Source organism: Georgenia thermotolerans (assembly GCF_009193185.1).
Lineage (GTDB): Bacteria > Actinomycetota > Actinomycetes > Actinomycetales > Actinomycetaceae > Georgenia > Georgenia thermotolerans.
In genome coordinates, this window is record NZ_VUKF01000010.1 from 23,789 (window position 1) to 47,635 (window position 23,847).

25 protein-coding genes are annotated in these 23,847 nt (G+C 76.2%); 10 read left to right on the plus strand and 15 right to left on the minus strand.

Annotated elements, in window-relative coordinates; translation table 11 throughout:
• Nucleotides 1-9 precede the first annotated feature (9 nt).
• Together GD970_RS06370 and GD970_RS06375 are read left to right on the plus strand one after the other, a co-directional pair.
• Nucleotides 10-477, plus strand: a complete 468-nt coding sequence (locus tag GD970_RS06370; RefSeq protein WP_152202056.1) for a DUF6912 family protein — start codon at nucleotides 10-12, stop codon at nucleotides 475-477.
• A gap of 109 nt (nucleotides 478-586) precedes the next feature.
• Nucleotides 587-892, plus strand: a complete 306-nt coding sequence (locus tag GD970_RS06375) for a hypothetical protein (RefSeq protein ID WP_152202057.1) — start codon at nucleotides 587-589, stop codon at nucleotides 890-892.
• Nucleotides 893-913: 21 nt separating this feature from the next.
• Here the strand turns inward: GD970_RS06375 and GD970_RS06380 are convergent, their stop codons facing one another.
• The 7 genes from GD970_RS06380 to GD970_RS06410 all read right to left on the minus strand — a co-directional run bounded on the left by GD970_RS06380 (nucleotide 914) and on the right by GD970_RS06410 (nucleotide 10,391).
• Complete coding sequence (locus GD970_RS06380) at nucleotides 914-4,081, minus strand: AAA family ATPase (RefSeq protein ID WP_152202058.1); 3,168 nt, start codon at nucleotides 4,079-4,081, stop codon at nucleotides 914-916.
• Nucleotides 4,081-5,280: an exonuclease SbcCD subunit D gene (locus GD970_RS06385; protein WP_152202059.1), complete on the minus strand. Its 1,200-nt coding sequence runs from the start codon at nucleotides 5,278-5,280 to the stop codon at nucleotides 4,081-4,083. Before GD970_RS06385 ends, GD970_RS06380 begins: the two co-directional genes overlap by 1 nt.
• A gap of 120 nt (nucleotides 5,281-5,400) precedes the next feature.
• On the minus strand, nucleotides 5,401-6,207 hold the full coding sequence (gene hisN / locus GD970_RS06390; protein WP_152202060.1) for a histidinol-phosphatase: 807 nt from the start codon (nucleotides 6,205-6,207) through the stop codon (nucleotides 5,401-5,403).
• Between the two features lie 63 nt (nucleotides 6,208-6,270).
• Nucleotides 6,271-7,455: a glycosyltransferase gene (locus tag GD970_RS06395; protein ID WP_152202061.1), complete on the minus strand. Its 1,185-nt coding sequence runs from the start codon at nucleotides 7,453-7,455 to the stop codon at nucleotides 6,271-6,273.
• Nucleotides 7,456-8,478 (minus strand): ribosome small subunit-dependent GTPase A, encoded by a 1,023-nt coding sequence (rsgA, locus tag GD970_RS06400; RefSeq protein WP_152202062.1) that lies wholly within the window; start codon nucleotides 8,476-8,478, stop codon nucleotides 7,456-7,458.
• Between the two features lie 2 nt (nucleotides 8,479-8,480).
• A complete protein-coding gene (aroA, locus tag GD970_RS06405) occupies nucleotides 8,481-9,821 on the minus strand; it encodes a 3-phosphoshikimate 1-carboxyvinyltransferase (protein WP_152202063.1) in 1,341 nt (446 codons plus the stop codon).
• 72 nt (nucleotides 9,822-9,893) lie between these two features.
• Complete coding sequence (locus tag GD970_RS06410; protein WP_152202064.1) at nucleotides 9,894-10,391, minus strand: DoxX family protein; 498 nt, start codon at nucleotides 10,389-10,391, stop codon at nucleotides 9,894-9,896.
• Nucleotides 10,392-10,525: 134 nt separating this feature from the next.
• Here GD970_RS06410 and GD970_RS06415 point away from each other — a divergent pair, with 134 nt between their 5' ends.
• The 6 genes from GD970_RS06415 to GD970_RS06435 all read left to right on the plus strand — a co-directional run bounded on the left by GD970_RS06415 (nucleotide 10,526) and on the right by GD970_RS06435 (nucleotide 14,475).
• The gene (locus GD970_RS06415; RefSeq protein WP_152202065.1) at nucleotides 10,526-11,248 is read left to right on the plus strand and encodes a sigma-70 family RNA polymerase sigma factor; all 723 of its coding nucleotides are present in this window, start codon (nucleotides 10,526-10,528) and stop codon (nucleotides 11,246-11,248) included.
• A complete protein-coding gene (rsrA, locus tag GD970_RS06420; RefSeq protein ID WP_152202066.1) occupies nucleotides 11,245-11,580 on the plus strand; it encodes a mycothiol system anti-sigma-R factor in 336 nt (111 codons plus the stop codon). The genes GD970_RS06415 and rsrA overlap by 4 nt, the downstream gene beginning before the upstream one ends.
• A gap of 260 nt (nucleotides 11,581-11,840) precedes the next feature.
• Nucleotides 11,841-11,915 carry a 50S ribosomal protein bL37 gene (locus GD970_RS22655; RefSeq protein WP_405002565.1) on the plus strand — a complete coding sequence of 25 codons (75 nt, stop codon included), beginning with the start codon at nucleotides 11,841-11,843 and terminating at the stop codon, nucleotides 11,913-11,915.
• A 139-nt stretch (nucleotides 11,916-12,054) separates the two neighbouring features.
• A complete protein-coding gene (locus GD970_RS06425; RefSeq protein WP_152202067.1) occupies nucleotides 12,055-13,029 on the plus strand; it encodes a zinc-binding dehydrogenase in 975 nt (324 codons plus the stop codon).
• 10 nt (nucleotides 13,030-13,039) lie between these two features.
• Nucleotides 13,040-13,873 (plus strand): DUF4097 family beta strand repeat-containing protein, encoded by an 834-nt coding sequence (locus GD970_RS06430; protein WP_152202068.1) that lies wholly within the window; start codon nucleotides 13,040-13,042, stop codon nucleotides 13,871-13,873.
• Nucleotides 13,870-14,475: a hypothetical protein gene (locus tag GD970_RS06435; protein ID WP_152202069.1), complete on the plus strand. Its 606-nt coding sequence runs from the start codon at nucleotides 13,870-13,872 to the stop codon at nucleotides 14,473-14,475. Before GD970_RS06430 ends, GD970_RS06435 begins: the two co-directional genes overlap by 4 nt.
• On the opposite strand, the gene GD970_RS06440 is transcribed toward GD970_RS06435, so the two are convergent.
• Complete coding sequence (locus tag GD970_RS06440; RefSeq protein ID WP_152202070.1) at nucleotides 14,472-15,485, minus strand: NADH-quinone oxidoreductase subunit I; 1,014 nt, start codon at nucleotides 15,483-15,485, stop codon at nucleotides 14,472-14,474. The genes GD970_RS06435 and GD970_RS06440 overlap by 4 nt on opposite strands.
• Nucleotides 15,482-16,189: a TorD/DmsD family molecular chaperone gene (locus GD970_RS06445; protein ID WP_211489935.1), complete on the minus strand. Its 708-nt coding sequence runs from the start codon at nucleotides 16,187-16,189 to the stop codon at nucleotides 15,482-15,484. The genes GD970_RS06440 and GD970_RS06445 overlap by 4 nt, the downstream gene beginning before the upstream one ends.
• Before the next feature lie 202 nt (nucleotides 16,190-16,391).
• Between GD970_RS06445 and GD970_RS06450 the strand changes: the two genes are divergently transcribed.
• Together GD970_RS06450 and GD970_RS06455 are read left to right on the plus strand one after the other, a co-directional pair.
• Nucleotides 16,392-16,727 (plus strand): DUF6457 domain-containing protein, encoded by a 336-nt coding sequence (locus GD970_RS06450; RefSeq protein ID WP_152202071.1) that lies wholly within the window; start codon nucleotides 16,392-16,394, stop codon nucleotides 16,725-16,727.
• Nucleotides 16,724-17,188, plus strand: a complete 465-nt coding sequence (locus GD970_RS06455; protein WP_193314894.1) for a molybdenum cofactor biosynthesis protein MoaE — start codon at nucleotides 16,724-16,726, stop codon at nucleotides 17,186-17,188. Before GD970_RS06450 ends, GD970_RS06455 begins: the two co-directional genes overlap by 4 nt.
• A 106-nt stretch (nucleotides 17,189-17,294) precedes the next feature.
• Here GD970_RS06455 and GD970_RS06460 read toward each other — a convergent pair whose 3' ends face one another.
• From GD970_RS06460 to GD970_RS06485, 6 genes are all read right to left on the minus strand, one after another.
• A complete protein-coding gene (locus tag GD970_RS06460; protein ID WP_152202073.1) occupies nucleotides 17,295-18,224 on the minus strand; it encodes a dimethyl sulfoxide reductase anchor subunit family protein in 930 nt (309 codons plus the stop codon).
• Nucleotide 18,225: 1 nt separating this feature from the next.
• Entirely contained in the window at nucleotides 18,226-18,840 is a 615-nt protein-coding gene (locus tag GD970_RS06465; RefSeq protein WP_152202074.1) for a DMSO/selenate family reductase complex B subunit, read from the minus strand.
• A gap of 11 nt (nucleotides 18,841-18,851) precedes the next feature.
• Nucleotides 18,852-21,299, minus strand: coding sequence for a DMSO/selenate family reductase complex A subunit (locus tag GD970_RS06470; protein WP_152202075.1), 2,448 nt, complete (start codon nucleotides 21,297-21,299; stop codon nucleotides 18,852-18,854).
• 202 nt (nucleotides 21,300-21,501) lie between these two features.
• Nucleotides 21,502-21,798: a MoaD/ThiS family protein gene (locus GD970_RS06475; RefSeq protein ID WP_152202076.1), complete on the minus strand. Its 297-nt coding sequence runs from the start codon at nucleotides 21,796-21,798 to the stop codon at nucleotides 21,502-21,504.
• Between the two features lies 1 nt (nucleotide 21,799).
• Nucleotides 21,800-22,969, minus strand: a complete 1,170-nt coding sequence (gene moaA, locus GD970_RS06480) for a GTP 3',8-cyclase MoaA (RefSeq protein ID WP_152202077.1) — start codon at nucleotides 22,967-22,969, stop codon at nucleotides 21,800-21,802.
• A gap of 70 nt (nucleotides 22,970-23,039) precedes the next feature.
• Nucleotides 23,040-23,636, minus strand: a complete 597-nt coding sequence (locus GD970_RS06485) for a GDSL-type esterase/lipase family protein (protein WP_152202078.1) — start codon at nucleotides 23,634-23,636, stop codon at nucleotides 23,040-23,042.
• Nucleotides 23,637-23,847: the final 211 nt, after the last annotated feature.

Consider the following 23,847-nt stretch of genomic DNA (forward strand, 5'->3'; position numbering starts at 1 on the left):
ACTACGCCCATGCGCGTCTACCTGCCTGCCACCGCCGCCGACCTGCGCGAGGAGAGGGGAGTGGGGCCCCGGTGGGCGCACGCCGTCACCGCGGCGCTGCGCGGCGCCCTGCCCGACGAGGACGACGAGGGGCTGGAGATGACCGCGACGCTGGCCGCGGCGGACGAGTCCGTCGAGCGGCTGGCCGCGGACGGGTCGCTGCCGCGCCGGGTCGTCGTCGCCGCGGACGTGCCGGACGCTTCCGTGCGCGCGCCCGAGGTCCTCGGCGAGGAACAGCTCGAGACCGCCGTCGAAGTCGTCGCGCCGGTGCCGTGGTCCGCCGTCGTGGCGATCTTCGTCGACGAGCCCGAGGCCGCCGACGACGTCGCCGCGGCCGCCGCCGGGAACGAGCAGGCGCTGGAGCGGGCCGCCGAGCGGGACCTGCTGTGGTACGACGTCGTCGAGCTGGCCGACCTGCGCCGCGAGCTCGCGGGCTGACTGGCCCCGGGCGCCTCGCTGGCCGACCGCCCGCGCGGGCGCCCCGCACCGGTGGACGTTCTCCGTCGGATCCGCAGTCGCCGCCCGCACCGTCTGCCACCCTGGCCCCATGACCGCCGTCGGAGTGCTGTTCCTCCTGGCCGGCGCGGTGCTGCTCGCGCGATCGGGGCAGGTGCTCACACGGGCCAACGCCGGAGTGGCCCTGCCGGCCTGGTGGGGCCGGCCGACGGTTCTGCCCAGGGCCGTGTACACGTGGCGCTTCGGCGGCCTCTTCTGTGTCATCTTCGGCGCGAACCTCGTCGCGTCCGACCGGACCACGTGGTGGGCGGGGGTGCCGCTGATCCTTGCGGCGTGGGCGCCCGCCTTCCTGATCCACGCCCGGCACAACCGTCGGGTCAGGGCGGCGGGACACTGACCCGCAGCATGGGCGAGAGCGTCAGGCCCGCACGGTGAGCGTCGAGGCGCCCGAGGGCAGCCGGCGCACCTCGATCCGCTCGGCGATGCGGTCCTTCAGCTCGGCGACGTGCGAGACGATGCCGACGGCCCGGCCGCCGTCCCGCAGCCGGCCGAGCTCGGCCATGACCGCGTCCAGGGTGGCGGGGTCCAGCGAGCCGAAGCCCTCATCGACGAACAGGGTGCCCAGCTCCACGCCGCCGGCCTCGGCGCGGACGACGTCCGCCAGGCCCAGCGCCAGGCACAGCGAGACGTAGAAGGTCTCCCCGCCGGAGAGGGTGTGCGGGTCGCGGGGCGCCTCGGTGTAGTGGTCGCGGACCTGCAGGCCGAGCCCGGCGCGGCGCGAGCGCTGCCCGCCCTCCTTCTCGTCGATCCGCTCGAGCGTGTACCGGCCGTCGGACATGGTGGCCAGCCGGTCGTTGGCCGCGGCGACGACGTCCTCGAAGCGGCGCAGCAGCACGTACGTCGCCAAGGTGGTGGCGGTCTCCGTGCCCTCGCCGGCGGTGGCCAGGGCGGCGGTGCGCAGCACCGGGGCCGCCCGCTCGGCCTGGATCGCGTGGTCGCCCGCCGCGGCCAGCAGCTCCGCGCGCGCCGTGGCCGTGTGCGCGGCGCGCACCGCGCACTCGCTCGCCGTCCGGGTCGCGGCGGCCAGCGCGGTCATCGCGTCGCGGTGGGCGAGCTCGGCGCCCGGGACGTCGGCCTCCTCTGCGCCGGTGAGCGCCGCGATGGCGGGCTCGGCCAGCCCGGTGTCGACGCGCGCCCGGGCGGCGTGGTGGTCGAGCACCTCCCGCTCGAGGGCGTCGAGCTCCGCCGGGGCAAGGGCGGCGGCGCGGGCGGCGGCGGCGTCGGGCAGGTCGGCGTCCGTCAGCGCCCGGGCGACCTGGGCGGCCGCCTGCTCCTGGGACCGGGCGGCGCCGTCGGCCGCCCGACGCGCCTCGAGGAGGGCGGTCGCCGTGGCCGCGCGGGCCCCGAGGGCCTCCGCCCGCGCGGTCACCGACTCGGCGTCGCCGCGGGCCGCGGCGCACCGGTCGCGGTCGGCGGCCAGCTGCTCACGGAGGGTGGTGAGGCGCTCCTGCCGGGCGGCGAGAGAGGCGCGGTCCTCGCTCAAGGCGGCGTGGAGCTCGGCCGTGTGCCGGTCGAACGCGTCCAGCTCGTGCTCGAGCTCCTGGGCTGTGGTGGCCGCGGCCTCGCAGCGGCTGACCCCCTCCTGGGCGGCGGTCAGCTCGGCGCGGGCGGTCTCGGCGTCGCGGTCCTGCGCGGCGGCGCGCAGTCCGGCGATCTGCTCGGTCAGCGCGGCGACCCGGGTCCGGGCCCGCTCGAGCGCGGTGGTGGCCGCCTCGCGGGCGGCGGCCGCCGCGTCGACGTCGGCGGCGCTCGCGTGCTCGGGCGCGGTGGCGGCGGGGGAGGGGTGTTCGGTGGCCCCGCACACGACGCACGGCTGGCCGTCCTCCAGCCGGCCGGCGAGCTCGCCCGCCATCCCGTCCACCCACCGGCGCCGGACCGCGTGCTCGTGGTCCACCGCCTCCCGGGCGGCCCGGACCGCGGCGTCGGCGACGGACTCGGCCTCCCGCAGCGCGACGGCCCGCTCGACGGCCGCGGTGGCGGCGTCGCGGACCGCCGCTGCCGCCTCGGCCGCGGCGCGGGCGGCGGGCAGACCGGCGGCGTCGGTGCGGGCGCGGGTGAGGCGGTCGGCGAGAGCGGTGCGGGCGGCGGGCCGGGCGGCGAGGAGCTCCTCGGCCTCGGTCAGCGCCTCGGCGGCGGTGGCGATGCTGCGGGCGGTGGCCTCGATGCCCACCTCCCGGGTGGGGAGCTGGTGCTCGACCTGGACCAGCGCGGCCAGGGCGCCCTGCTCGGCGGTGGCCGCCTCGTGGGCGGCGCGCAGCGCGGCGAGGTCGGTGCCGTCGGCGCTCGCCGCGAGCAGGTCGGCGTGCGGGCCGGCCGCGGCGTCGGCGAGGGCGGTGGCCAGCACCGTCTGTGCGGCCGCGGCGGCGGCCTGCGCCTCGGCGTGGGCGCGCAGCGGCGCGAGGGTGGTCGCCGCCCGGCGGGCCAGGCCTAGCCGGTCGGCGGCGGCCCGGACGTGGGGGTCGCGCTCGGCGAGCCGGGCCTGCTCGGTGAGCAGGGCGGCACGCCGCTCGAGCAGCGCGGCCAGCGCGCGCACGGCGTCGAGGTGCTCGCGGGCCGTGCGCTCGTGCGCGCGGGCCTGCTCCTCGGCGGCGGCGGCCCAGGCGGAGAGGGCCTCGACCTCGGCGAGGATCTCGGCGCTGCGGTCGGTGAGCTTGGGCACATCGAGGGCCTCGGCCGCGGCGAGCAGGTCGGCGCGAGGGGAGGTCGACGAGGCCGCGTGGGCCGGGGATGCCGACTCACCGTCGGCGGCTTCGGCCGCCTCGCGGTCGGCGGCTTCGGCCGCCTCGCGGTCGGCGGCTCCGGCCGCCTCGCGATCGGGGGTGCCGGCCGCCTCGCGCTCGTCGTCGCCGAGCTCGGCGGCGCGCAGGAACGTCGCGGCCGCGGCCTGGATCTGCCGGCCGCCGCGCTCGAGGTCGGCCCGGGCGGTGCGCGCCATCTCGGCCAGCTGCTTCTGCAGCCGCTCGTAGACCTCGGTGCCGAAGACGTCCTGCAGGACCGCCCGCCGGTCCTCGGGCTTGGCCCGCAGGAACGAGGCGAACTGGCCCTGGGGCAGCACCACCGTCTGGGTGAACTGGGTGCGGTCGAGCACGACGATGCGGCCGAGCTCGGTGCCGACCTCCTGCACGTGCGCCGAGACGGGCTCGCCGGCCTCGTCCTCCACGGCCGCCAGCCGGAACAGCTTGGCGCGGGCGTTCTGCTGGGTGAAGCCGCCGCCGCGCTTCTTCGGGCGGAGGAACGCCGGGGAGCGCCACACGCGATAGATCCCAGCGCCGGTGGAGAAGACCAGCTCGACGAAGGGCTCGACGTCGGCGGCGGCGTGGTCGGAGTGCAGCCGGTCGTCCGAGGCGTGCTCGCCGGCGACCTTGCCGTACAGGGCGAAGACGACGGCGTCGATGATGGTGGACTTGCCCGCCCCCGTGGGCCCCTCGAGGAGGAAGAGGCCACCGGCCGAGAGCGTGTCGAAGTCGATGGTGTGCCGGCCGGGGTAGGGGCCGATGGCCTGCAGGGCGAGGCGGTGAATCCGCATCAGGCGCTCCTCTCGGCGGCCAGGACGGCCTCGTACGCCTCGCGCAGCACGGCGAGCTCGGCCTCGCGGGCCGGACGCCCGCCGGCCGCGGCGAGGAACTGGGCCGCGACCTCGAGCGGGTCCTGGGCGCTCGTGACCGTGGCGGCGGCGCGCTCGCGCACCCGGGCGGGCACGTGCTGGACCACCAGGGCGTGCGGGAAGCGCCGCGCGACCTGCTCCCACAGCTGCTCGGGCCGGACGTCGTCGGTCACCGTGACGCGAAGCCAGTCCGCGGTGCGGTCGTCGAAGGCCGGGCTGAGCAGCTCGGCGAGCGTGCCGGCGACGTCGCCGAGACGGCGGGGGACCGGCGTCGGCACGAGCTCGACCGCGCGCACCCCGTCGGCGCCGAGGTCGACCAGCGCGGTGGACTTGTGGTGCGCGGCCTCGGAGAAGGAGAACGCCAGCGGGGACCCGGCGTAGCGCATGACCGGGTCGACCCCCTCGCGCCCGACGCGCTGCGGCCCGTGCAGGTGCCCCAGCGCCACGTAGTCCAGGGCGGCGGCGGGGCCGAAGACCCCGGAGGGGACGGCGTCGACGCCGCCGACGCGGATGTCGCGCTCGGACTCGCTCGGCGCCCCGCCGGTGACGAACGCGTGCGCCAGCAGCATGGCCGGCACGCGGGGCCCGGACGCCCGGCGGGCGGCCAGGTCGGCGTGGACGCGGCGCAGCGCGGCGGCGGTGACGGCCTCGTGCGAGCGGGCGGGAGCGACGCGGGCGCCGTCCTCCCCGGTCTCGGCCAGCTCCTCGCGGCTCATGTCCGGGTCGAGGTAGGGCAGCGCGTACACCAGCGCCCCGGCGTCGCCGTCGGCGTCCGGCAGGACGACGGGCTCGCCCAGCCCGGCGATGCGGCTGCGCACCGCGAGGCGGTCGCGGAAGAGCCCGGCGCCGAAGCCGAGCCGGGTGGCCGAGTCGTGGTTGCCGGGGGTGAGCACCACCCGGGTCAGGGCGGTGAGCCGGCCCAGGGCGTCGGAGAGCAGCTCGACCGAGGCCACCGGAGGGACCGCCCGGTCGTAGACGTCCCCCGCGACGACGACGGCGTCGACCCGCTCGGCGCGGACCAGCTCGACCAGGTGGTCGAGGAACGCCTCGTGGGCCCCGTGCAGGTCCACCCCGTGCAGGGTGCGGCCCAGGTGCCAGTCCGAGGTGTGCAGGATCCGCATGCCGTGGACGCTAACCCCGGGCACTGACATCGCCCGGGAGTGACACGGCGGGGGCGAATCACACCCGGGCGCCGGTGGGGGTGGCCTCGCCGGTGCCGCGCCCGGCCCGGCGGGGCGAGGTCAGTCCTCCTGCGACCCCAGCTGCGCCAGCACCGCGTCGTGCAGCAGCCCGTTGGTCACCACGGCGTTGCCGCCCCAGGGCCCGTCCGCGCCGTCGAGGCTGGTGAACCGGCCCCCGGCCTCGGTGACGATCGGGACCAGGGCGGCCATGTCGTACAGCTCCAGCTCGGGCTCGCAGGCGATGTCGACCGCGCCCTCGGCGGCGAGCATGTAGGACCAGAAGTCCCCGTAGGCCCGGGTGCGCCAGACCTGCTGGGCGAGCCCGAGGAAGGCGCGCAGGCTGCCGCGCTCGGCCCACCCGTCCAGGCTCGAGTAGCTCAGCGAGGCGTCGGCGAGCTCGGCGACCCGCGAGACGTGGATCTGCCGGGCGGTCGACAGCGACCGGCCCGTCCACGCGCCCGCGCCCTGCGCGGCCCACCAGCGCCGCCCCAGCGCCGGGGCGGAGACGACGCCGACGACCACCTCGCCGTCCTCGACCAGCCCGATCAGCGTCGCCCACACCGGCACCCCGCGGACGAAGTTCTTCGTGCCGTCGATCGGGTCGATGACCCACTGGCGCGGGGAGTGCCCGGTCACCCCGAACTCCTCGCCGAGCACCGAGTCGCGCGGGCGGGTGCGGGCCAGCTGGCCGCGGACGATCTCCTCGGCGCTGCGGTCGGCGTCCGAGACCGGGGTGAGGTCCGGCTTGGTCTCCACCCGCAGGTCCAGCGCCCCGAAGCGGGCCATCGTCTGGCCGTCGACCTGGTCGGCGATGACGTGCGCCAGGCGCAGGTCGTCGGTGTAGCGGCTGGCCCCGGAGATGCTCATGCCTGGCACGGTAGCGCCCCCGCGGCGGGCCGCCGGCGCGCCGCTCCGGCACGCGGACGCAGGTCAGCGGCCGGTCAGGTCCTCCAGGAGCGCGACGGCGGAGCCCACCGGCGGCAGCGCGGCGGCCTCCGCGGCCAGGGCGGCGGCCCGACGGCGGAACGCCGGGTCCGTCAGCACCGCACCCACCGCGGCACGCACCTGCGGCGGCGTGACGGTGACCGGGTCGAGCACCGTCCCGACGCCCAGGGCGGCGCAGCGCGCGGCGTTGTCGGGCTGGTCGGCGCCCATCGGCAGGACGACCACCGGGACGCCGGCCGTCAGCGCCGCCGTCACCGTCCCGGAGCCGCCGTGGGTGACGACGACGTCGGCCGCCGCGATCACCCGGTCCTGGTCGACGAACGGCTCGACCCGCACGTGCGCCGGCTGCGGGCCGAGCAGGGCGGGGTCGAGGCCGGCGCCCAGGCTGACGAGGACGTCGGCGGGCAGGTCGCGCAGGCCGGCCAGCACCCGGGTGAACAGGTCGCCGGACTCGAGGTTGAACACCGTGCCGAGCGAGAAGTACACGAGGGGCCGGGCGCCATCGGCGGCGGGCGCGAGGCCGGGCGCGACGCTCGCCGGGCCGGTGGCGTCGTCGTCGGCCGCACCGCGCGCGCCGGCCCCGGCGCCCGGGCGCAGCAGGCGGGCCGTGGCGGGCAGCGGCGCCGCCGGGTCGCGAAAGCTCGGCGGGAACGGGCACAGCACGAGGTGCCGGGCGAGCATGGCCAGCGGCGGCTCGTCGGGCAGCCCGTGGGCCGCGCGGAGCGCGCGCAGCGGCTCGCCCACCACCGCCTCGCGCACGAAGGTGCCCGCCGCCATGACGAGCACGGTGGCGTGCGGGACCCCGAGCCGCTCGGCGGCGACCATGGCGCCGAAGTCGACCTCGTCGCACACCACGACGTCGGGGCGCCACCGGGCCGCCAGCGCCAGCAGGTCGGCGGCCCGGGAGCGTGCGGTGCGCCCGGCGTAGCCCTCGCGCAGGGCCCGGTCCTCCCGGTCGAGGTCCAGCGGCAGCAGGGCGCTCAGCCGCACCGGCCCGGCGGTCTCGGCGCTGGTGACGACGACGTCGAGGCCGTCGGCCGCCACCGCCGGCGCCGCGGAGGCCTGGCAGGCCACGCGCACCTCGTGCCCGCTCGCGACCAGGGCGCGGGCGACGGGGGCGAGCGGGCCGTAGTGGCCCAGCCCGCCGGCGAAGGCGACCAGGACGCGCACTCAGGACTCCGCGCCGGTCTTGGCCGCCAGCAGCCGGCGGAATGACGCCAGCCGGGCCTCGCCCGCCGGGCCGGCCCGCCCGGCGTCCACCCACTCGTCCAGCGCGCAGTCGGGCGCGTCGGCGGTGTGCGTGCAGCCGCGCGGGCAGTCCTGGGCGACGGCGTCGAGGTCGGGGAAGGCGCGCAGCAGGCCCTCGGCGGCGATGTGGCTCAGCCCGAACGAGCGCACCCCGGGGGTGTCGATGACCCAGCCGCCCTCGGGCAGCTCGAGGGCGACGGCCGAGGAGGAGGTGTGCCGGCCGCGGCCGGTGACGGCGTTGACGTCCCCGGTGGCCCGCCCGGCCGCGGGCACGAGCGCGTTGACGAGGGTCGACTTGCCCACGCCCGAGTGGCCGATGAGCACCGACACGCGCCCGGCGAGGCGCTCGCGGAAGGCGTCGAGGCCGTGGATGGCGCCGTCGTCGCGGGAGGTGATCAGGGCCGGGACCTCCAGCGCCTCGTACAGCGCGAGGAACGGCGCCGGGTCGGCGAGGTCGGCCTTGGTCAGGCACAGCACCGGCTCCATGCCGGCGTCGTAGGCGGCCACCAGGCAGCGGTCCACCATGCGCGGGCGCGGCTCGGGGTCGGCCAGGGCGGTGACGATGACGAGCTGGTCGGCGTTGGCGACGATGATCCGCTCCACCCCGGCGGCGTCGCCGTCCTCCGCGGAGCGACGCAGCACCGAGGTGCGCGGCTCGACGCGCACGATGCGCGCCAGGGTGTCCTTGCGACCGGAGACGTCCCCGACCACCCCGACCCGGTCGCCGACGACGATCCGCCCGCCGCGGCCCAGCTCCCGGGCCTTCATGCCCACCACGGGGGTGCCGTCGTCGGTGAGGAGCTGGTAGCGGCCCCGGTCCACGCCGAGCACCAGGGCGCCGACGGCGTCGGCGTGCTCGGGCCGCTTCTTCGTGCGCGGCCGGTTGCCCTTGGGGTTGGGCCGCACCCGGACCCGGGCGTCGTCGGTGCCGATGTCGCGGGCCATGGTCAGCCGCGCCCCGCCAGCATCGCCCGCCACATGCCGGGGAAGTCCGGCAGCGTCTTGGCGGTGGTGGCCACGTCCACCACCCGCACGCCGGGCACGCGCAGGCCCAGGATCGCCCCGAAGGTGGCCATCCGGTGGTCGTGATAGCTCTCGACGACGCCGCCGTGCAGCGGCGCGGGGTCGATCTCCACCCCGTCCGCCGTCTCGCGGGCCCGCCCGCCCAGCCGGGTGATCTCGGTGACGATGGCGGCCAGCCGGTCGGTCTCGTGCCCGCGCAGGTGCGCGACGCCGCGCAGCCGCGACGGGCTCTCGGCCAGCGCGCACAGCGCCGCGATGGTCGGGGTCAGCTCGCCGACGTCGTGCAGGTCCGCGTCCAGGCCCTGGATACGCCCGTCCGCCGGGCCGGTCACCCGCAGGGTGCCGTCCTCGAGCACCACCTCGGCGCCCATCGCGGCGAGCAGCTCGCGCAGCCCGTCGCCGGCCTGGGTGGTGGTCGCCGGCCAGCGCGGCACCCGCACGGTGCCGCCGGCGGCCAGGGCGGCGGCGAGGAACGGCCCGGCGTTGGACAGGTCCGGCTCGACGACGACGCGCCCGCCGGCCACCGGGCCGGGGTGGACGCGCCAGCGGGTCGGCGCCCACTCGGTGGTGGCCCCGGCCGGGGCGCCGTCCTCGGTGAGCTCCTCGACGGTGACGCCGCGCTCGCGCAGGACCGCCACGGTCATGTCGATGTGCGGCAGCGAGGGCAGCGTCGCGCCGGTGTGGCGCAGGTCCACACCCTGCGCGTAGGCGGGGGCGGCGAGCAGCAGCGCGGAGACGAACTGGCTGGAGGCGGAGGCGTCGACGTAGACCGACCCACCGGTCAGCGCGCCGGTGCCGTGGACGGTCAGCGGCAGGGTGGGCTCGCCGTCGGCGTTGGTGGCGGCGTCGACGGCGGCGCCGAGGTCGCGCAGGCCGCGCACCACCGGACCCATGGGGCGCTCGCGGGCGCGGAGGTCGCCGTCGAGGTGGACCTCGCCGTCGGCGAGGACCGCGAGGGCCGGGACGAACCGCATGACGGTGCCGGCCAGGCCGCAGTCCACCTGGGCCGGGCCGCGCAGCGGGCCGGGCGTGACGAGGAGGTCCTCCCCGGCGGCCTCGACGGTGGTGCCCAGGGCGCGCAGCGCGCCGACCATGAGCTCGGAGTCACGGGAGTGCAGGGGGCGGACCAGCTCGGTGGGCCCGTCGGCGAGCGCGGCGAGCAGGAGGTAGCGGTTGGTCAGCGACTTCGAGCCCGGGACGTCGACGGTGGCGTCGAGCGGGCCGGTGGCGGTCGATGCGGGCCAGGGGTCCTCGGGCAGGGTCATGCCAGCGAGGGTAGTGGGCCGGGCGCGGCCGGGGCCGGTGGGGCCCACCCTGTCAGACGGCCGCCGGGCCGGTCAGTCCTTGTACCGCTCCTTCAGGGCCGCTTTCGCCTCGCGCAGCTCGGAGCGCTGCCCCCGGGCGTTCTCCACCCGCCAGGCCCACGACGGCTTGCCGCCGCGGTAGGCGGCCGCGAAGAGCAGGCCGCCGCCGAGGCCGACGCCGCGCAGCAGCCCGGAGAGGTACTCGCGGCGCTGCTGGCCGCCGTTGGCCGCCCACACCGGGTTGTGCACCACCGTGAGCGGGACGTTGATCGCCGCCAGGGTCAGCGCGGCGGCGCGCGGGCTGCGGCCGGTGGCGAGCATGAGGCCCGCGACGGCGCTGACCGCGCCGGAGACCCGGGTGAGCAGCTTGGGGTTGGCGTACAGCGCCGCCGGCACGCCGGCCTTGCGCAGGGTCGGCTCCAGCCGCTGGAGCTTCTCGGCGTGCTTGTCGGGGTGCAGCACCGCGTCCACGCCGTCGACGACGAAGGGGGCGGCCAGGGCGGGACGGGCGAACGGGCTGACGAGGCTCATGTCACATTGCTACCGCACCAGGCGGACCGGGGCGACCCGATTGGAGGGGTGGCCCGGGACGGGCGGGACGCGGGCCGTGCGAATTGCCCCGCCACCGGCGGAATGAACAGCCCCCGGTGCCCGTTGCACCCGACATGACCAGCCTGATCCTCGACATTCCGCGCGCCGCGCAGGCGGCGGGCACCGGGGCCTGGTCGGGATTCGGTGCGCCGGCCGGCGGGCTACCCTCGTGGGTGATGACCGAGAGCCACGAGGAAGACCTCGACCGCGCGCCCGACGGTGAGACCGACGCCGAACGGGCGCTGCGTTTCGAGCGCGACGCGCTGCCGTTCCTCGACCAGCTCTACGGCGCCGCCATGCGGATGACCCGCAACCCGTCCGACGCCGAGGACCTCGTCCAGGAGACGTTCACGAAGGCCTTCGCCGCCTTCCACCAGTACCGTCCCGGCACGAACCTCAAGGCCTGGCTCTACCGGATCCTCACCAACACGTTCATCAACACCTACCGCAAGAAGCAGCGCGAGCCGCAGCAGTCCGACGCGGAGCAGGTGGAGGACTGGCAGATCCACCGGGCCGCCTCGCACACCTCGACCGGGCTGCGCTCGGCCGAGGCGGAGGCGCTGGACCAGCTGCCCGACTCCGAGATCAGGGACGCCCTCAACCAGCTGCCGGAGGACTTCCGGCTCGCGGTGTACCTCGCCGACGTCGAGGGCTTCGCCTACAAGGAGATCGCCGAGATCATGGGCACACCGATCGGGACCGTGATGTCCCGGCTGCACCGCGGCCGGCGCCAGCTGCGCGAGCTGCTGGTCGACCACGCGCGGACGCTCGGGATCAGGACGGAGGCCAAGGCATGAGCGAGGACGAGACCCCAGACCTCGTCGACCGCGCCGAACGGGCCCTGCTGGCCCTCACCGGCGGACGCGCGCGGGTGTGCAGCTGCGAGGAGCTGCTCGAGAACCTCATGGAGTTCCTCGACTCCGAGCTCGACGAGGACACCTGCACCCGCTACCGCCAGCACGCCGCGACCTGCCCCACCTGCCACGAGGCCGCCGACGCCGAGCAGCACATCCGCGAGATGGTGCGCCGGTCGTGCGCGGAGAAGGCGCCGTCCTCGCTGCGCCTGCGGGTGGAGTCCCAGCTCGCGGTGCTGCGCGTCACCCGGGTGCGGAGCACCGAGCAGTTCTGACGCCCCCCGTCCGACTCGCCGTTCCACGGCGCGACGTGCGGTCTTGTCGCGTCTCCGGGCGTCGAGACCGACGAAGTTGTGGCCCAGTAGGCGCTCGGAACCACAATCTCGTCGCACTCGGCGCTGGCGACCCCTCGAGAGCGACGACGCTGCTGGCTGGCTCCGGGCGCCGCGCGAAGGCCCCGCCAAGTGTGGGACGATGGTCGGCGTGATTCGTGCCCGCCGGACGGTGGGCGACCCCCTGAGCTGAGGAGAACGTCATGAGCAAGCGCGGTCGCAAGCGTCGGTCCCGTCGGGGCAGCGCCGCCAACCACGGCAAGCGTCCCAACGCCTGACCGCGGCGCGGATACGTTCCGCGCCCAGGGGCCGGCCACCTCGGTGACCGGCCCTTCGTCATGCCCGCAGGCCGGGACGCGCGCCGAGGCCACGGAGTTGTCATGCCACCGGACGGCGGGCGGCCCTAGTGTGGCGGCCATGCGCTGCGCCTACGTGGAGAGCCAGGACGCCGACCGGCCGCTGGACGGGCTGCGGGTGGGGGACCTGCCCGACCCCGGCGCACCGCTGCCGGGGTGGGTGCCGGTGACCGTGCGCGCCGCCGCCCTGAACCAGCACGACCTGTTCTCCCTGCGCGGCGTCGGCCTGCCGGCCGAGCGCCTGCCGATGATCCTGGGCACCGACGCCGTCGGCGTGCTCGACGACGGCACCGAGGTCGTCGTGCACTCGGTGATCCCCAGCCCGGGCTGGCAGGGGGAGGAAACCCTCGACCCGCGCCGCACCCTGCTGTCCGAGCTCCACCCCGGCACGCTGGCCGAGCGGGTGTGGGTGCCGGCCGGCAACGTCGTCCCCAAGGACCCCGCCCTGAGCTGGGCCGAGGCGGCCGCCCTGCCCACCGCCTACCTCACCGCCTACCGGATGCTCTTCGACGCCGCGGCCCTGCGGCCCGGCGCCACCGTGCTCGTCCAGGGCGCCGGCGGCGGGGTGGCCACGGCCGCCGTGGTGCTCGGCCGCGCCGCGGGCCTGCGGGTGTGGGTCACCTCCCGCTCGGAGGCCAAGCGCGCCCGCGCCCTCGACATCGGCGCCCACGCCGCCTTCCCCACCGGCGCCCGGCTGCCCGCGCAGGTCGACGCCGTCGTCGAGACCGTCGGGGCGGCGACCTGGGCGCACTCGCTGCGCGCGCTGCGCCCCGGCGGCACCGTCGCGCTGGCCGGCGCCACCTCCGGCGCCATGCCGCCGGCCGAGCTCAACCGCATCTTCTTCCGCTCGCTGCGCGTGGTCGGCACCACCATGGGCACCCGCGACCAGCTCGTCGCGCTGCAGCAGATGCTCCTCGCCACCGGCGCCCGCCCGGTGCTCGACGGCGTCGTCCCCCTCGACCAGGTGGGCGAGGCGCTGCGCCGCCTGGAGGCGGGGGAGGTGTTCGGCAAGGTCACGGTGGAGGTCTCCGCGTAGGGTCGGGGCCATGGCTACCCGTTCGTGGATCGTCCCCGGTCCCCAGGAGCACGACGTCGAGCACGTCACCGCGCTGCGCGTCCAGCTGGTCGCGGGCGCGGTGAGCGTCCAGGCCCACGACGCCGCGCACGTGCACGTGGCGGTCGAGGAGGTCACCGGCAACCCGCTGGAGATCGACGTCGAGGACGGCCGGCTCACCATCGGCTACCCCTTCCTCGGCTGGGACGGGTGGGTCAAGCGCCTGCGCTCCTTCCGCTCCTCCGACACCGCCCGGGTGCGGGTCCTCGTCCCGCGCGCGACGGCGGTGACCCTCGCCACCGCGGTGGCCGACGCCGCCGTCGAGGGCGTGCACGAGGACGTCTCCCTCATGACCGCCGGCGCCCGCGTGCGCGCCCAGGGGTGCCGCGGCGCGGCGTCGGTGAAGTCCGCCTCGGGCGGCGTCGAGGTGCTCGACCACGACGGGCCGGTGCGGGTGAGCACCGCCGCCGGGCGCACCACCCTGGTCGGGAACCTGCCGCGGGTGGAGGTCACCAGTGTGGCCGGCGCCGTCAGCGTCTCGACGACGTCGCGCACCTCGATGGTCGACCTCGCCACCGTCTCCGGCGCGATGCACGTGGACCTGCCCGCGGCCACCGGGCTGTCGCTGACCGCCCGGACCGTCTCGGGGGCGGTGACCGTCGACGGGGCCGACCGGCGCGCCCCCGGCCTCGGGGCCACCACGGTCGACGAGCGCGACGGGCAGGACGTCTGCTTCCTCACCGCCCGGTCGGTGTCCGGGTCGCTGGCCGTCGTGCGCGAGACGCGGGCGGTGGACCGGCCCGCGGCCGCGGAGGACCGGGCATGAGCGCGCCGTCCGACGACACCGTCGGCGGCTACCTGGCCCAGGTCGCCCAGGCGGCGCGCGACCGGGCGGGCGCCTGGGACGCGGTCGCCGACGTCCTCGCCGGCGGCGACCGGGCCGCCGAGCGGCTGCGCGACGGCTCCCTCGCGGCCGCCTGGCGGGCCTCCTCCCGCTGGCTCGGCGACGACGCGGAGCTGTTCGTCGCCGACCTGTACAACCTCGACGTCTACGAACGCGGGGCCGCGCGCCGGAGCATGGAGGACGACGTCGCGGCGCTGGGCGCCGACCACGCCGCCCTCGTGGCGCCCGACGCCGCGGTGGTCGCGCACGTCCGCGAGGTCGCCGAGGCGTGCCGGGCCGAGGCCGAGGCGTGGGCCGCCGGGGACACCGCGACAGGGAAGTCCCTGCGGCTGCGCGAGCAGGAGCTCATCGAGGCCCATCTCGTGCCGGTGCTGCCCGACCTCGGCGGCCGGCTCGTCCGTCAGGCGGCCATGGGGGTCTGGCGCTCCCTCGGCCGGCTCGTGCTCGCGGTGCTGTCGGTCGAGAGCGGGCGGGACTACCAGCGCGCCGTGCTCGGCGAGAACCTGGGGCGCCACCGCGCCTAACGCTGGCCGACCGGGAACGTCGAGCCGAAGGGGTTGCGGCGGCGGAAGGCGCACACCGGGCACAACCGCTCGCCCGACGACGTCGGGAAGAGGGTGCCGCAGCGCGCGCAGGTCGTCGTGGTGACCGTGGCGACCGGCGCCGGGTCGCCGGCGAGGACCCGCTCCCACCCCCACGCGCCCTCGGCGGACAGCACCGACGTCGGGCACAGGTCCACGCAGCGGCGGCAGCCGTCGCACGCCGCCGGGTCCTGCAGCACGGTCGTCAGGCCGCCGGCGTCCCGCATGCTCAGCGCGCCGGTGGGACACGCGCGCAGGCACACCCCGCAGGCGGTGCAGCCGCGGGCGCGCAGCCGGGGCGCGGGGCCGGGCAGCGTCGCGAGGGCGGCCGCCGGGCCGGCCGGCCCGCCCTCCGCCGCTCCCGCCTCGCCCGCGCCGAGCGCGTGCAGCGCCGCGACGAGCCGCTCGTGGGCGGTGAGCCCGGTGGGATCCGGCGCGGGGTCGGTGCTGGCGCCGAGGCCGAGCAGGTGGCGCCGGCTGAGGGGCATGTGGGCGGCGTCGAGCACCGGTCGGGCGCGCCGCCGCCCGAGCCGGCGCCCGCCGTCCCGCGGGGGCGGGGCGTCCTCGAGCCGCAGCCCCGTCACCCCGGCGGCGGTCAGGACGGCGTGCACGCCGGCCAGGTGCGCCCGGACGTCCTCCGGTGCTTCGCAGCCGTCGAGGCGCAGGGTCACCGTCGCCCCGGCGGCGAGCAGCTCGACGAGCTCGTGCGCGGCCACGCTCCCGGCACAGGCGGTCAGCCGCACCACGGTGCGGCCGGCCGGTCCGGCGGCGGGGTCGGGGTGCTCGGCGCAGGCGAGCTCGAGGTGGACCGGCTCGCCCGCCCGGCGCAGCCACGCCCGCACGCCGCCGAGCTCGGCGGGCGCGTCGAGCCCGGCGGCGGGCCCGGCGGGCCCACCGAGCCCGGTGGGCCCGTCCGGCTCGGCGGGGCCGGCCGCCGGATGGGCCGCCGTCACGAAAGGAAGGTCTCCCGGGCGCGGGCGAAGGTGCCCAGGCCCAGCGCGGCGACGCCCTGGTAGAAGTACGTCGCCGACCCGTCGGCCACCTGGGTGAGGCACCGCGACGCCCACCGCAGCACGTGGTCGCGCAGGAACGCCACCAGGGCGTCGAGGACCCGGGCCAGCTCGCCGTCGTCGTCGGCCTCGATCGCGTCGAGGCCGAGCACGCACAGGGTGGCGAGGAAGCCGAGCTCGAGGCCGATGTGGTCGTCGGGCTCCTGGTTGAGGCGTGGCGCCGCCAGCCCGAACTGGGCGTAGGCGGCGCGCACCTCGAGGGTCTCGCGGTCGAAGACGAGGTGGTCGGGGGAGCGGTGCACCGACTCGTACGGCGGGGCCTTGAGGCGCTCGGGGCCGACGAACAGCCGGTTGTAGTCGGTGCGGATCTTCGCCTCGGCCTCGCGCGCCGTGGCGGACTCGCCCAGCAGCGCCACCCCCCGACGGCACTCCGGGTGGTCCGGCAGCGGCCAGTGGGCGAGCAGGCCGGGGTCGCGGACCTGGCCGAGCACGGCGGCCGGGGGCGCGGCCAGCAGCAGGCGCGAGAGCGTCGTGAAGGCGCCGGCGAAGCGGTCGAGCGTGGCGGCGAGGTCCGGGTCGGTGAGCAGCGGCGGACGTGGGTGGGCCGAACCGGCCGGCGGGCCGGCGGGGCTGAGTGCGGTGCTCAAGGTGGCCCCCTTTCCTCTGGATGTGTGCATCCATCCTCCCGTCCGCGCACGTGCCCGGGCTGGGCCCTTCGGCCCCGCCGCGCCTGGGCCGTTCGGCCGCCCCGCTCCTGGGCCCTTCGGCCCGGGCGCGGGCGGCGGGTCCCGGGCACGCTGTGCCACGATGGCCGCAGGCCGCCCGTCGCGGCCGGGAAGGAGCACGAGCATGGCCCAGGAACGACCCACCCGGGTACGCGGGGACGAGTCGGAGAAGATGGCGGCGATGAACCGCTGGCTCGACGCGGTGTGCGCCGAGCTGGACGTGGACCGCGCCGTCCTGGACGCCAACTCCGCCGCGCTCCTCGCCCTCATCAGCGACGTCGCCCACGGCCCCAGCCGGCCCGGCGCCCCCGTGACGGCGTTCCTCGTGGGCCTGGCGGCCGCGCGCGCGGGCGGTGACGTCCCCGCCGCGGCGGGCGAGCGCATCGCCCGGGTCCGGCGCCTCGTCGCCGCCTGGGAGACCCCCGCGGAGGCGGCGCCGGGCGGGGCGGCCGACGCGTGAGCGAGCGGCCCGTGGACGACTCCCGGCTCACCGCGCCCGCCCGCCGGGTGGTCCTCGCCGAGGTCCGCGGCGGCCCGGTCGACGTGGCCGAGTGCGCCGCCGCCGTCGAGGACGACGCCGCCGGCGCCGTCGTGACCTTCGGCGGCGTCGTGCGCAACCACGACGCCGGCCGGGCGGTCACCGAGATCGAGTACGTCGGCCACCCGACCGCCGGGGACGTCGTCGCACAGGTGGCCGCCGACGTCGCGGCCCGCTTCCCGGTCGACGCCGTCGCCGTCGTGCACCGCACCGGTACCCTGGCCGTGGGGGACGTGGCGCTCGCCGCCGCCGTCTCCGCCGCCCACCGCGCCGAGGCCTTCGCCGCGACGGCGGAGCTCGTCGAGGAGGTCAAGCGGCGCCTGCCGGTGTGGAAGCGCCAGGTCTTCCCCGACGGCTCTCACGAGTGGACCGGCAGCGCCTGACGGCCCCCTGACCGCATCGACCGGGCCCGGTGGGGCGGCGCGCACACGCCGCCCCACCGGGCCCGAGCCGTCCGCGGCGCCGGTCGTCCCGGCGCCGCGGGGCCGGCTACATCCCGATCCGGAACATCGAGGCGTAGAACTGCGAGCGGCCGATGAACTCGCCCAGCAGCACCAGGGCGAAGGCGCTGGTGGCCAGCACGGCCAGGGTGCGCGGGTTCGCCGTGGGGTTGGCCCGGCGCACCAGCAGCATCGTGAGCAGCCCGGCGCCGGCGAAGACGAGCACGAGCCGGGCGACGAACCAGGCGCCGGTGAACACCTCGGCCGAGCGGGCCGCGACCTCCCCGCCGCCGGAGAGGTTGGCGATGTGCAGGGGGATGACGAGGAACTCCACCCCGAGCAGGGCGACGGCGGCGATGCCCAGGCCCTTGAGGGTGCCGGTGAGCAGGTCCACGGGCGCCGGGTCCGCCGTCGTCGCCCCGGCCGCGCCCGCCCGGCGGCGGCGCCACATGACGGTGCCCATGAACGCGGTGCCCACGGCGAGGGTGCCGAGCAGGAAGGCGGTGGTGAAGAACTGCGCCGGGGTGGCCCAGGTGTGCCAGGCCGGGACGGTGACGAGGCTGTAGTAGATCATCGACATCGACCACACCAGGCCCAGGCCGACGGCGGCGGTGAGCAGGGCGAGGGCCTGGCGCAGGCGGGTGCTGCCCCACCTGAACCACTGGGCCGCGGCGAAGAGGAACCCGAGGCCCGCGAAGCCGGTGCCGAAGACGATCTCGCGGGACAGCCACGAGCTGCCCACGTGGCGGACGACGTTGAGGGTGTGGGTGACGTCGTTCATGTGGAACATCGAGGCGACCAGCCCGAGGACCATGACCGGGCCGATGGCGTACAGGGCCGGGTCGGTGATCTTGTCGACCGCGGCGGTGCCGTAGCGGCGGGCGGCGGCGAGCTGGACGACGCCGAGGACGACGAAGGCGCCGACGCACATCTGGGCGGCGATGGTGAAGATCATCATCGGCAGTTCGGCGGTGTGCATGTCACAGCTCCTCGGGGTTGGCCACGGCGCCGGTGCCGGCGCCGGTGGGCTGGGCGTCGCGGTGGGGCACGATGACGAGGTTGGGATGGGTCAGGGCGGGGTCGGGCAGGGGCTCGACGGCGGCGAGGTCGCCGTGCTCGGCGCGCAGCTCGTCGACGGGCCCCCAGCCCAGCGCCCGGGAGGGGCAGGCGGCCACGCAGGCGGGGTCCTCGCCCTCGGCGCGGTAGTCGGCGCACATGTCGCACTTGGACATGTGCCCCGTCTCGGGGTTGAACTGCGGGGCGGAGTAGGGGCAGGCCCACTCGCAGTAGCGGCAGCCGACGCACTTGTCCTCGTCGATGGTCACCACGCCGTCCTCGCCCTTGTGCATGGCGGTGGTCGGGCAGACCTCCACGCAGATCGGGTTGGTGCAGTGGTTGCACGCGATGGAGGTGTAGTAGGCGAAGACGTTGGGCACGAAGGTGTCGCCATGCTGCTGCCAGGTGCCGCCGGAGTACTCCGCGACGCGCCGCCAGGTCACCCCCACGGGCAGGTCGTTCTTGTCCTTGCAGGCCACCGAGCAGGCCTTGCAGCCGGTGCACAGGGTCTGGTCGAAGACGAATCCGAGCTGGGTCATGATCTCTTCCCTCAGGCCTTCTCGATGTTGACGAGGACGGTGTGCTGGGCGTTGCCCTTGGCGATCGCCGTCGGGTGCCAGCTGGTCAGCGTGTTGACCGAGCCGCCGACGTCCACGCCCTTGTCGTCGGGGCGGTACCAGGCCCCCTGCGGCACCGAGACGACGCCGGGGGCGATGCGCGGGGTCACCCGCGCCGGCAGCTGGATGCGGCCGCGGTCGTTGAAGACCTGCACGACGTCGTCGTTGGCGATCCCGCGCGCCTGGGCGTCGGCGGGGTTGATCCACACCACCTGCGGGTGGGCCTCCTGCATCCAGTCGACGTTGCCGTAGGTGGAGTGGGTGCGCTGCTTGTAGTGGTGCCCGATGCACTGCAGCGGGTACCGCGGGTTCTCCCGCGCCTCCTCGGCGCCCTCCCACGTGGCGACGTGCTCGGGGAGGGCGGTGATCTTGTCGCCCTCGGGCAGCTCCCAGGTCTTCGACATCTCCCACAGCGGCTTGGAGAAGATCTCGATCTTGCCCGAGGGGGTGGTCAGCGGGTTGGCCACCGGGTCCGCGCGGAAGTCCTTGAGCCCGATGTAGCTCTCGCCCTTGACCTTCCACACGCCCATCTCGCGCAGCTCCTCGAAGGAGGGCAGCCCCGGGACGGCCTCGCGGCTCTCCTCGACCACCTGGCGCACCCAGTCCTCCTGGGTCCTGCCCTCGGTGAACGCCTTCTCCACCCCGAGGCGCTTGGCGATCTCGGTGCACATCTCGTAGGTGGTCTTGCAGTCGTACAGCGGCTCGATGACCTGGTCGGCGAGGATGGTGTAGCCCATGGACCCGGCACTGCCCTGCTGGACGACGTCGAGCTGCTCGGCGTTGGAGGCGTCGGGCAGGATGATGTCGGCGTAGCGGGCCGAGACGGTCATCTGGGTGTCGACGACGACGATGAGCTCGCACTTGGTGTCGTCCTCGAGCAGCTTCACCGTGCGGTTGATGTCGGCGTGCTGGTTGACCAGGGCGTTGCCGGCGTACTGCCAGACCATCTTGATCGGCACGTCGAGCTTGTCCTTGCCGACGACGCCGTCCTTGAGGGCGGTCATCTCCGGCCCGTGGTCGATCGCGTCGGTCCAGCCGAACACGGAGATCGCCGTCTCCACGGGGTTCTCGGTGATCCACGGGTTGGCCATGGGCAGGGAGTACGAGCCCTCCCGCTCGCCGGTCCCGCCGCCGGGGATGCCGATGTTCCCGGTCATCGCAGCGAGGGTGAAGATCGCGCGGGCCTGGTTCTCGCCGTTGGCGCTGCGCTGCGGGCCCCAGCCCTGGGTGATCGCGCACGGCTTGGCGGCCGCGATCTCCCGCGCGAGGCGGGTGATGGTCGCGGCCGGGACGCCGGTGATCGACGCCGCCCACGCGGGCGTCTTGGGGGTCTTGTCCGGCCCCTCGCCCAGGATGTAGGAGCGGTAGGAGTGGCCGGCGGGGACGCCGTCGGGCATGTGGGCCTCGTCGAAGCCCTGGCAGTAGGTGTCCAGGAACGCCTGGTCGTGGAGCTTCTCGGTGATCAGCACGTGGGCCATGCCGGCGACCAGGGCGGCGTCGGTACCCGGGCGCACCGGCACCCACTCGTCCGCGACGCCCAGGGCGGTCTCGGAGTAGCGCGGGTCGATGACGATGGTGCGCACCCCGCTGGCCTTCTTCGTCTGCTGGGTGACGAAGGTCTCCCCGCCGCCGCTCATGCGCGTCTCGTGCGGGTTGTTGCCGAACATGACCTGCAGCTGGGAGTTCTTGGCGTCGTCGAAGGAGTTCGACCCGATCCAGGACCCGAACGTGAAGGGCGCGGCCTGCTCGATGTTCGCGGCGCTGTAGTCGCCGTAGTGGTTGAGGTAGCCGCCCACGCAGTTCATCAGCCGCGCGAAGGGGGTGGCGATGGGCGGCCAGCTGCAGGCGATGGTGCCGCCGATGGTGCCGGTGCCGTAGTTGAGGTAGATCGACTCGTTGCCGTACTCCTTGATGAGCCGCTGGATGGTGGTCGCGATCTCGTCGAAGGCCTCCTCCCAGCTGATCTCCTCCCACTCCCCGGCGCCGCGCTTGGTGCCCGGCTTGCGCCGCATCGGGGTCTTGAGCCGGTCGGGGTTGTAGATGCGGTGGCGGATGGACCGCCCCCGCACGCAGGCGCGGATCTGCTGGGTGCCGATGGCGTCGTCGCCGGTGTTGTCCGGCAGCACGCGGACGATCTGGCCGTCCTTGACCTCCATGCGCAGCGGGCAGCGCGAGCCGCAGTTCACCACGCACGCCGACCACACGGTCCTGTCCACGTCCCGGGAGGTCAGGGTGGCGGCGTTGGCCCGGCCCACGCCGGGCAGGACGCCGAAGGAGGCGCCGGCCCCGACCAGCGCCGCTCCGCCTCCCGCGGCGGCGGACCACTTGAGGAACGAACGGCGCGGGACCGTTCTCGGGCGGGACTGCTGGGTGGGAGGCATCGGGATCCTCTCGCGACACGGGACTGGGAACGTCCTCATCGTCGCGGGCCGTACCCCCCGGAATGGTGGGGCGATGGTCCCGGCAGAAATGTCACGACACCGTTGGCTAAATCCCGCTCCGGCGCGGATTTGTCCCCGTTGTCGGCAAACGTCCGGGCCCCGCCGTCGGCGACGGCGGGGCCCGGGCGGGCGTGGGCGGGGCTCAGCCGCCGGCGAAGGGCGGGAGGACGTCGACGGCGGCCGTCGCACCCGCCGCGGTCAGCGGCCGGTCGCGGTCCTCGCGCACGACGCCGTCGACCAGCAGCGAGGAGATGCCCAGGACCCGGGCCAGGGCCGGGCCGCGGGCCGCGAGGGCCGCCACGAGGTCGGCCGCGGTGGCGCCGTCGGGCAGGGCGACGTCCTCGGCGGCGGTGCCGGCGGCCTCCGCCGCCGCGGCGAAGTAGCGCACGCGCACGGTCAGGGTGGCCGCCTCGGCGCGGGCGGGGGCGGGGCTGGTCATGTCATCCTCCGATGGCACTCATGGGGCGCTGGGGCTGCAGGAAGCCGGGGTCGTCGATGCCGTGGCCGGCGAGCTTGCCCCACATGGCGGTGCGCCACACCGCGGCGAGCTCGGCGTCGTCGGCGCCGCCGCGCAGCAGGCCGCGCAGGTCGGTCTCGGAGCGGGAGAACAGGCAGGTGCGAACCTGGCCGTCGGCCGTGAGCCGGGTGCGGTCGCACGCCCCGCAGAAGGGCTGGGTCACCGAGGCGATGATGCCCACCGTGCCGGCGGGCAGGCCGTCCGCGGCGGCGACGTCGTACAGCTCGGCCGGCGCCGCCCCGCGGCTGGCGACGTCGCGGGGGAGCAGGGTGAAGCGCGCGCGGAGCAGCTCGAGGATCTCCGCGGCGGTGACCATGTCCCCGCGGTGCCACATCTCCGGCGGGCCGAGGGGCATCTGCTCGATGAAGCGCAGCTCGTAGCCGCGCTCGAGGGCGAAGGCGAGCAGGTCGGGGGCGTGGTGCTCGTTGAGCCCGCGCATGAGCACGGCGTTGATCTTCACCGGCCGCAGGCCCGCCTCGTCCGCGGCGGCGATGCCGGCGAGGACGTCGGGCAGCCGGTCGCGGCGGGCCAGGGTCGCGTAGGTCTGCCGGTCCAGGGAGTCCAGGGAGACGTTGACCCGGCTCAGCCCCGCCTCGGCCAGGGCGTGCGCGCGGTGCGCCAGGCCCAGGCCGTTGGTGGTCAGCGAGGTCTCCGGCACCAGCCCCTGGTCGGTGCGCAGCGCGCTGGTCGCGGCGACGATGCGCTCGAGCCCCTTGCGCAGCAGCGGCTCGCCGCCGGTGAAGCGGACCTCGCGGATGCCGAGGTGCTCGACGGCGACGGTGATGAGGCGGATCACCTCGTCGTCGGTGAGGACCTGCGGGGTGGGCAGCCAGTCGAAGCCCTCCGGCGGCATGCAGTACTCGCAGCGCAGGTTGCACCGGTCGGTGAGGGACACCCGCAGGTCGTGGGCGACGCGGCCGAAGCGGTCGACCAGCTGAGGAGTGTTCGGGCGGGCGGTGGCCTGCGGGTCACCGGCGGGCGGGGCGGCGGGTGTCCCGGCGCCGGAGGGCGCCGGGCCGGGCACCGGGGCGGCGCCGGCGGGCGCGGGGGCGGCGGCGCCGCGGAGGCGGGGCAGCCCGAGCTCGACTGGCATTCCACCACTGTAGCCACCGCCAGCTAGGACCTTCAGGTCGGGAGCGGACGGTGACGGGCCGGAGGGCGGGTCAGCCCTCCGTGGGGAGGCCGAGCCAGCCGTGCCAGCCGTTGTGCAGCACCAGCCACGCGAGCAGCCCGTAGCCGGCCTGGCCGGGGTGCACGCCGTCGGAGGCGGCGACGTCGGCGTTCCACTGCTCGTGGGCGCGCAGCGGCTGGAAGGTCTCGACGTAGGGCACGTGCCGGCGCTGGCAGACGTCGCCGAAGGCGTCCGACAGGGCGGCGAGCGCCTCGCCGTCCAGGTCCGTGCGCGGCGGCGGGCCGACGACGAAGCACCCGATCCGGGAGGCGGCGGCGGCGTCGAGGATGTTGGCGAGGTTGAGGCGGGAGCGGGCGAGGGAGAGGCCGTCCTCGAGGTCGGTGGCGCCCATCCCGAGCACGAGGCGGTTGTCCGCCATCGGGGTGAAGCGACGCGTGCACTCGGTCTCCCACCGGGCGGCGAGCTCGGTGGTGTTCTCGCCCGGGACGGGCAGCTGGGCGACGAACGCCGGCTCCTCGGTGGGCGTGCGGGCCATGACCCGGCCGACCCAGCCGAGCGCCCGGGCGTCACCCATCCCGGCGGTGAGCTCGTCCCCGATCACGCAGATCCGCAGCTGGGCGTCGCCCAAGATCTCCTCCTTCGCCGTCGTCCTCCCATCCTGCCTGGTGGCGGCGCGGGAGGTGGGGCGCCGCGCGGCGGTGTGGGCGAGATCGCCCGCGGGAGCGGGCGCTTCAGCGTGGCCGGCGGATTTGGAGCGCCGCTTCGATGCGGCCGGTGCGGGGCGAACAGGGGCCCGCGGGATCGGCCCCGGACGGACGAAGGGCCGGGCCGGACATGTC

Coding starts and splice junctions, on each gene's coding strand:
- GD970_RS06370 (WP_152202056.1), top strand. CDS start 10: ATGCGCGTCTACCTGCCTGCCACCGCCGCCGACCTGCGCGAGGAGAGG.
- GD970_RS06375 (WP_152202057.1), top strand. CDS start 587: ATGACCGCCGTCGGAGTGCTGTTCCTCCTGGCCGGCGCGGTGCTGCTC.
- GD970_RS06380 (WP_152202058.1), bottom strand. CDS start 4,081: ATGCGGATTCACCGCCTCGCCCTGCAGGCCATCGGCCCCTACCCCGGC.
- GD970_RS06385 (WP_152202059.1), bottom strand. CDS start 5,280: ATGCGGATCCTGCACACCTCGGACTGGCACCTGGGCCGCACCCTGCAC.
- hisN (WP_152202060.1), bottom strand. CDS start 6,207: ATGAGCATCTCCGGGGCCAGCCGCTACACCGACGACCTGCGCCTGGCG.
- rsgA (WP_152202062.1), bottom strand. CDS start 8,478: ATGGCCCGCGACATCGGCACCGACGACGCCCGGGTCCGGGTGCGGCCC.
- aroA (WP_152202063.1), bottom strand. CDS start 9,821: ATGACCCTGCCCGAGGACCCCTGGCCCGCATCGACCGCCACCGGCCCG.
- GD970_RS06410 (WP_152202064.1), bottom strand. CDS start 10,391: ATGAGCCTCGTCAGCCCGTTCGCCCGTCCCGCCCTGGCCGCCCCCTTC.
- GD970_RS06415 (WP_152202065.1), top strand. CDS start 10,526: ATGACCAGCCTGATCCTCGACATTCCGCGCGCCGCGCAGGCGGCGGGC.
- rsrA (WP_152202066.1), top strand. CDS start 11,245: ATGAGCGAGGACGAGACCCCAGACCTCGTCGACCGCGCCGAACGGGCC.
- GD970_RS06425 (WP_152202067.1), top strand. CDS start 12,055: ATGCGCTGCGCCTACGTGGAGAGCCAGGACGCCGACCGGCCGCTGGAC.
- GD970_RS06430 (WP_152202068.1), top strand. CDS start 13,040: ATGGCTACCCGTTCGTGGATCGTCCCCGGTCCCCAGGAGCACGACGTC.
- GD970_RS06435 (WP_152202069.1), top strand. CDS start 13,870: ATGAGCGCGCCGTCCGACGACACCGTCGGCGGCTACCTGGCCCAGGTC.
- GD970_RS06450 (WP_152202071.1), top strand. CDS start 16,392: ATGGCCCAGGAACGACCCACCCGGGTACGCGGGGACGAGTCGGAGAAG.
- GD970_RS06460 (WP_152202073.1), bottom strand. CDS start 18,224: ATGCACACCGCCGAACTGCCGATGATGATCTTCACCATCGCCGCCCAG.
- GD970_RS06465 (WP_152202074.1), bottom strand. CDS start 18,840: ATGACCCAGCTCGGATTCGTCTTCGACCAGACCCTGTGCACCGGCTGC.
- GD970_RS06470 (WP_152202075.1), bottom strand. CDS start 21,299: ATGCCTCCCACCCAGCAGTCCCGCCCGAGAACGGTCCCGCGCCGTTCG.
- GD970_RS06475 (WP_152202076.1), bottom strand. CDS start 21,798: ATGACCAGCCCCGCCCCCGCCCGCGCCGAGGCGGCCACCCTGACCGTG.
- moaA (WP_152202077.1), bottom strand. CDS start 22,969: ATGCCAGTCGAGCTCGGGCTGCCCCGCCTCCGCGGCGCCGCCGCCCCC.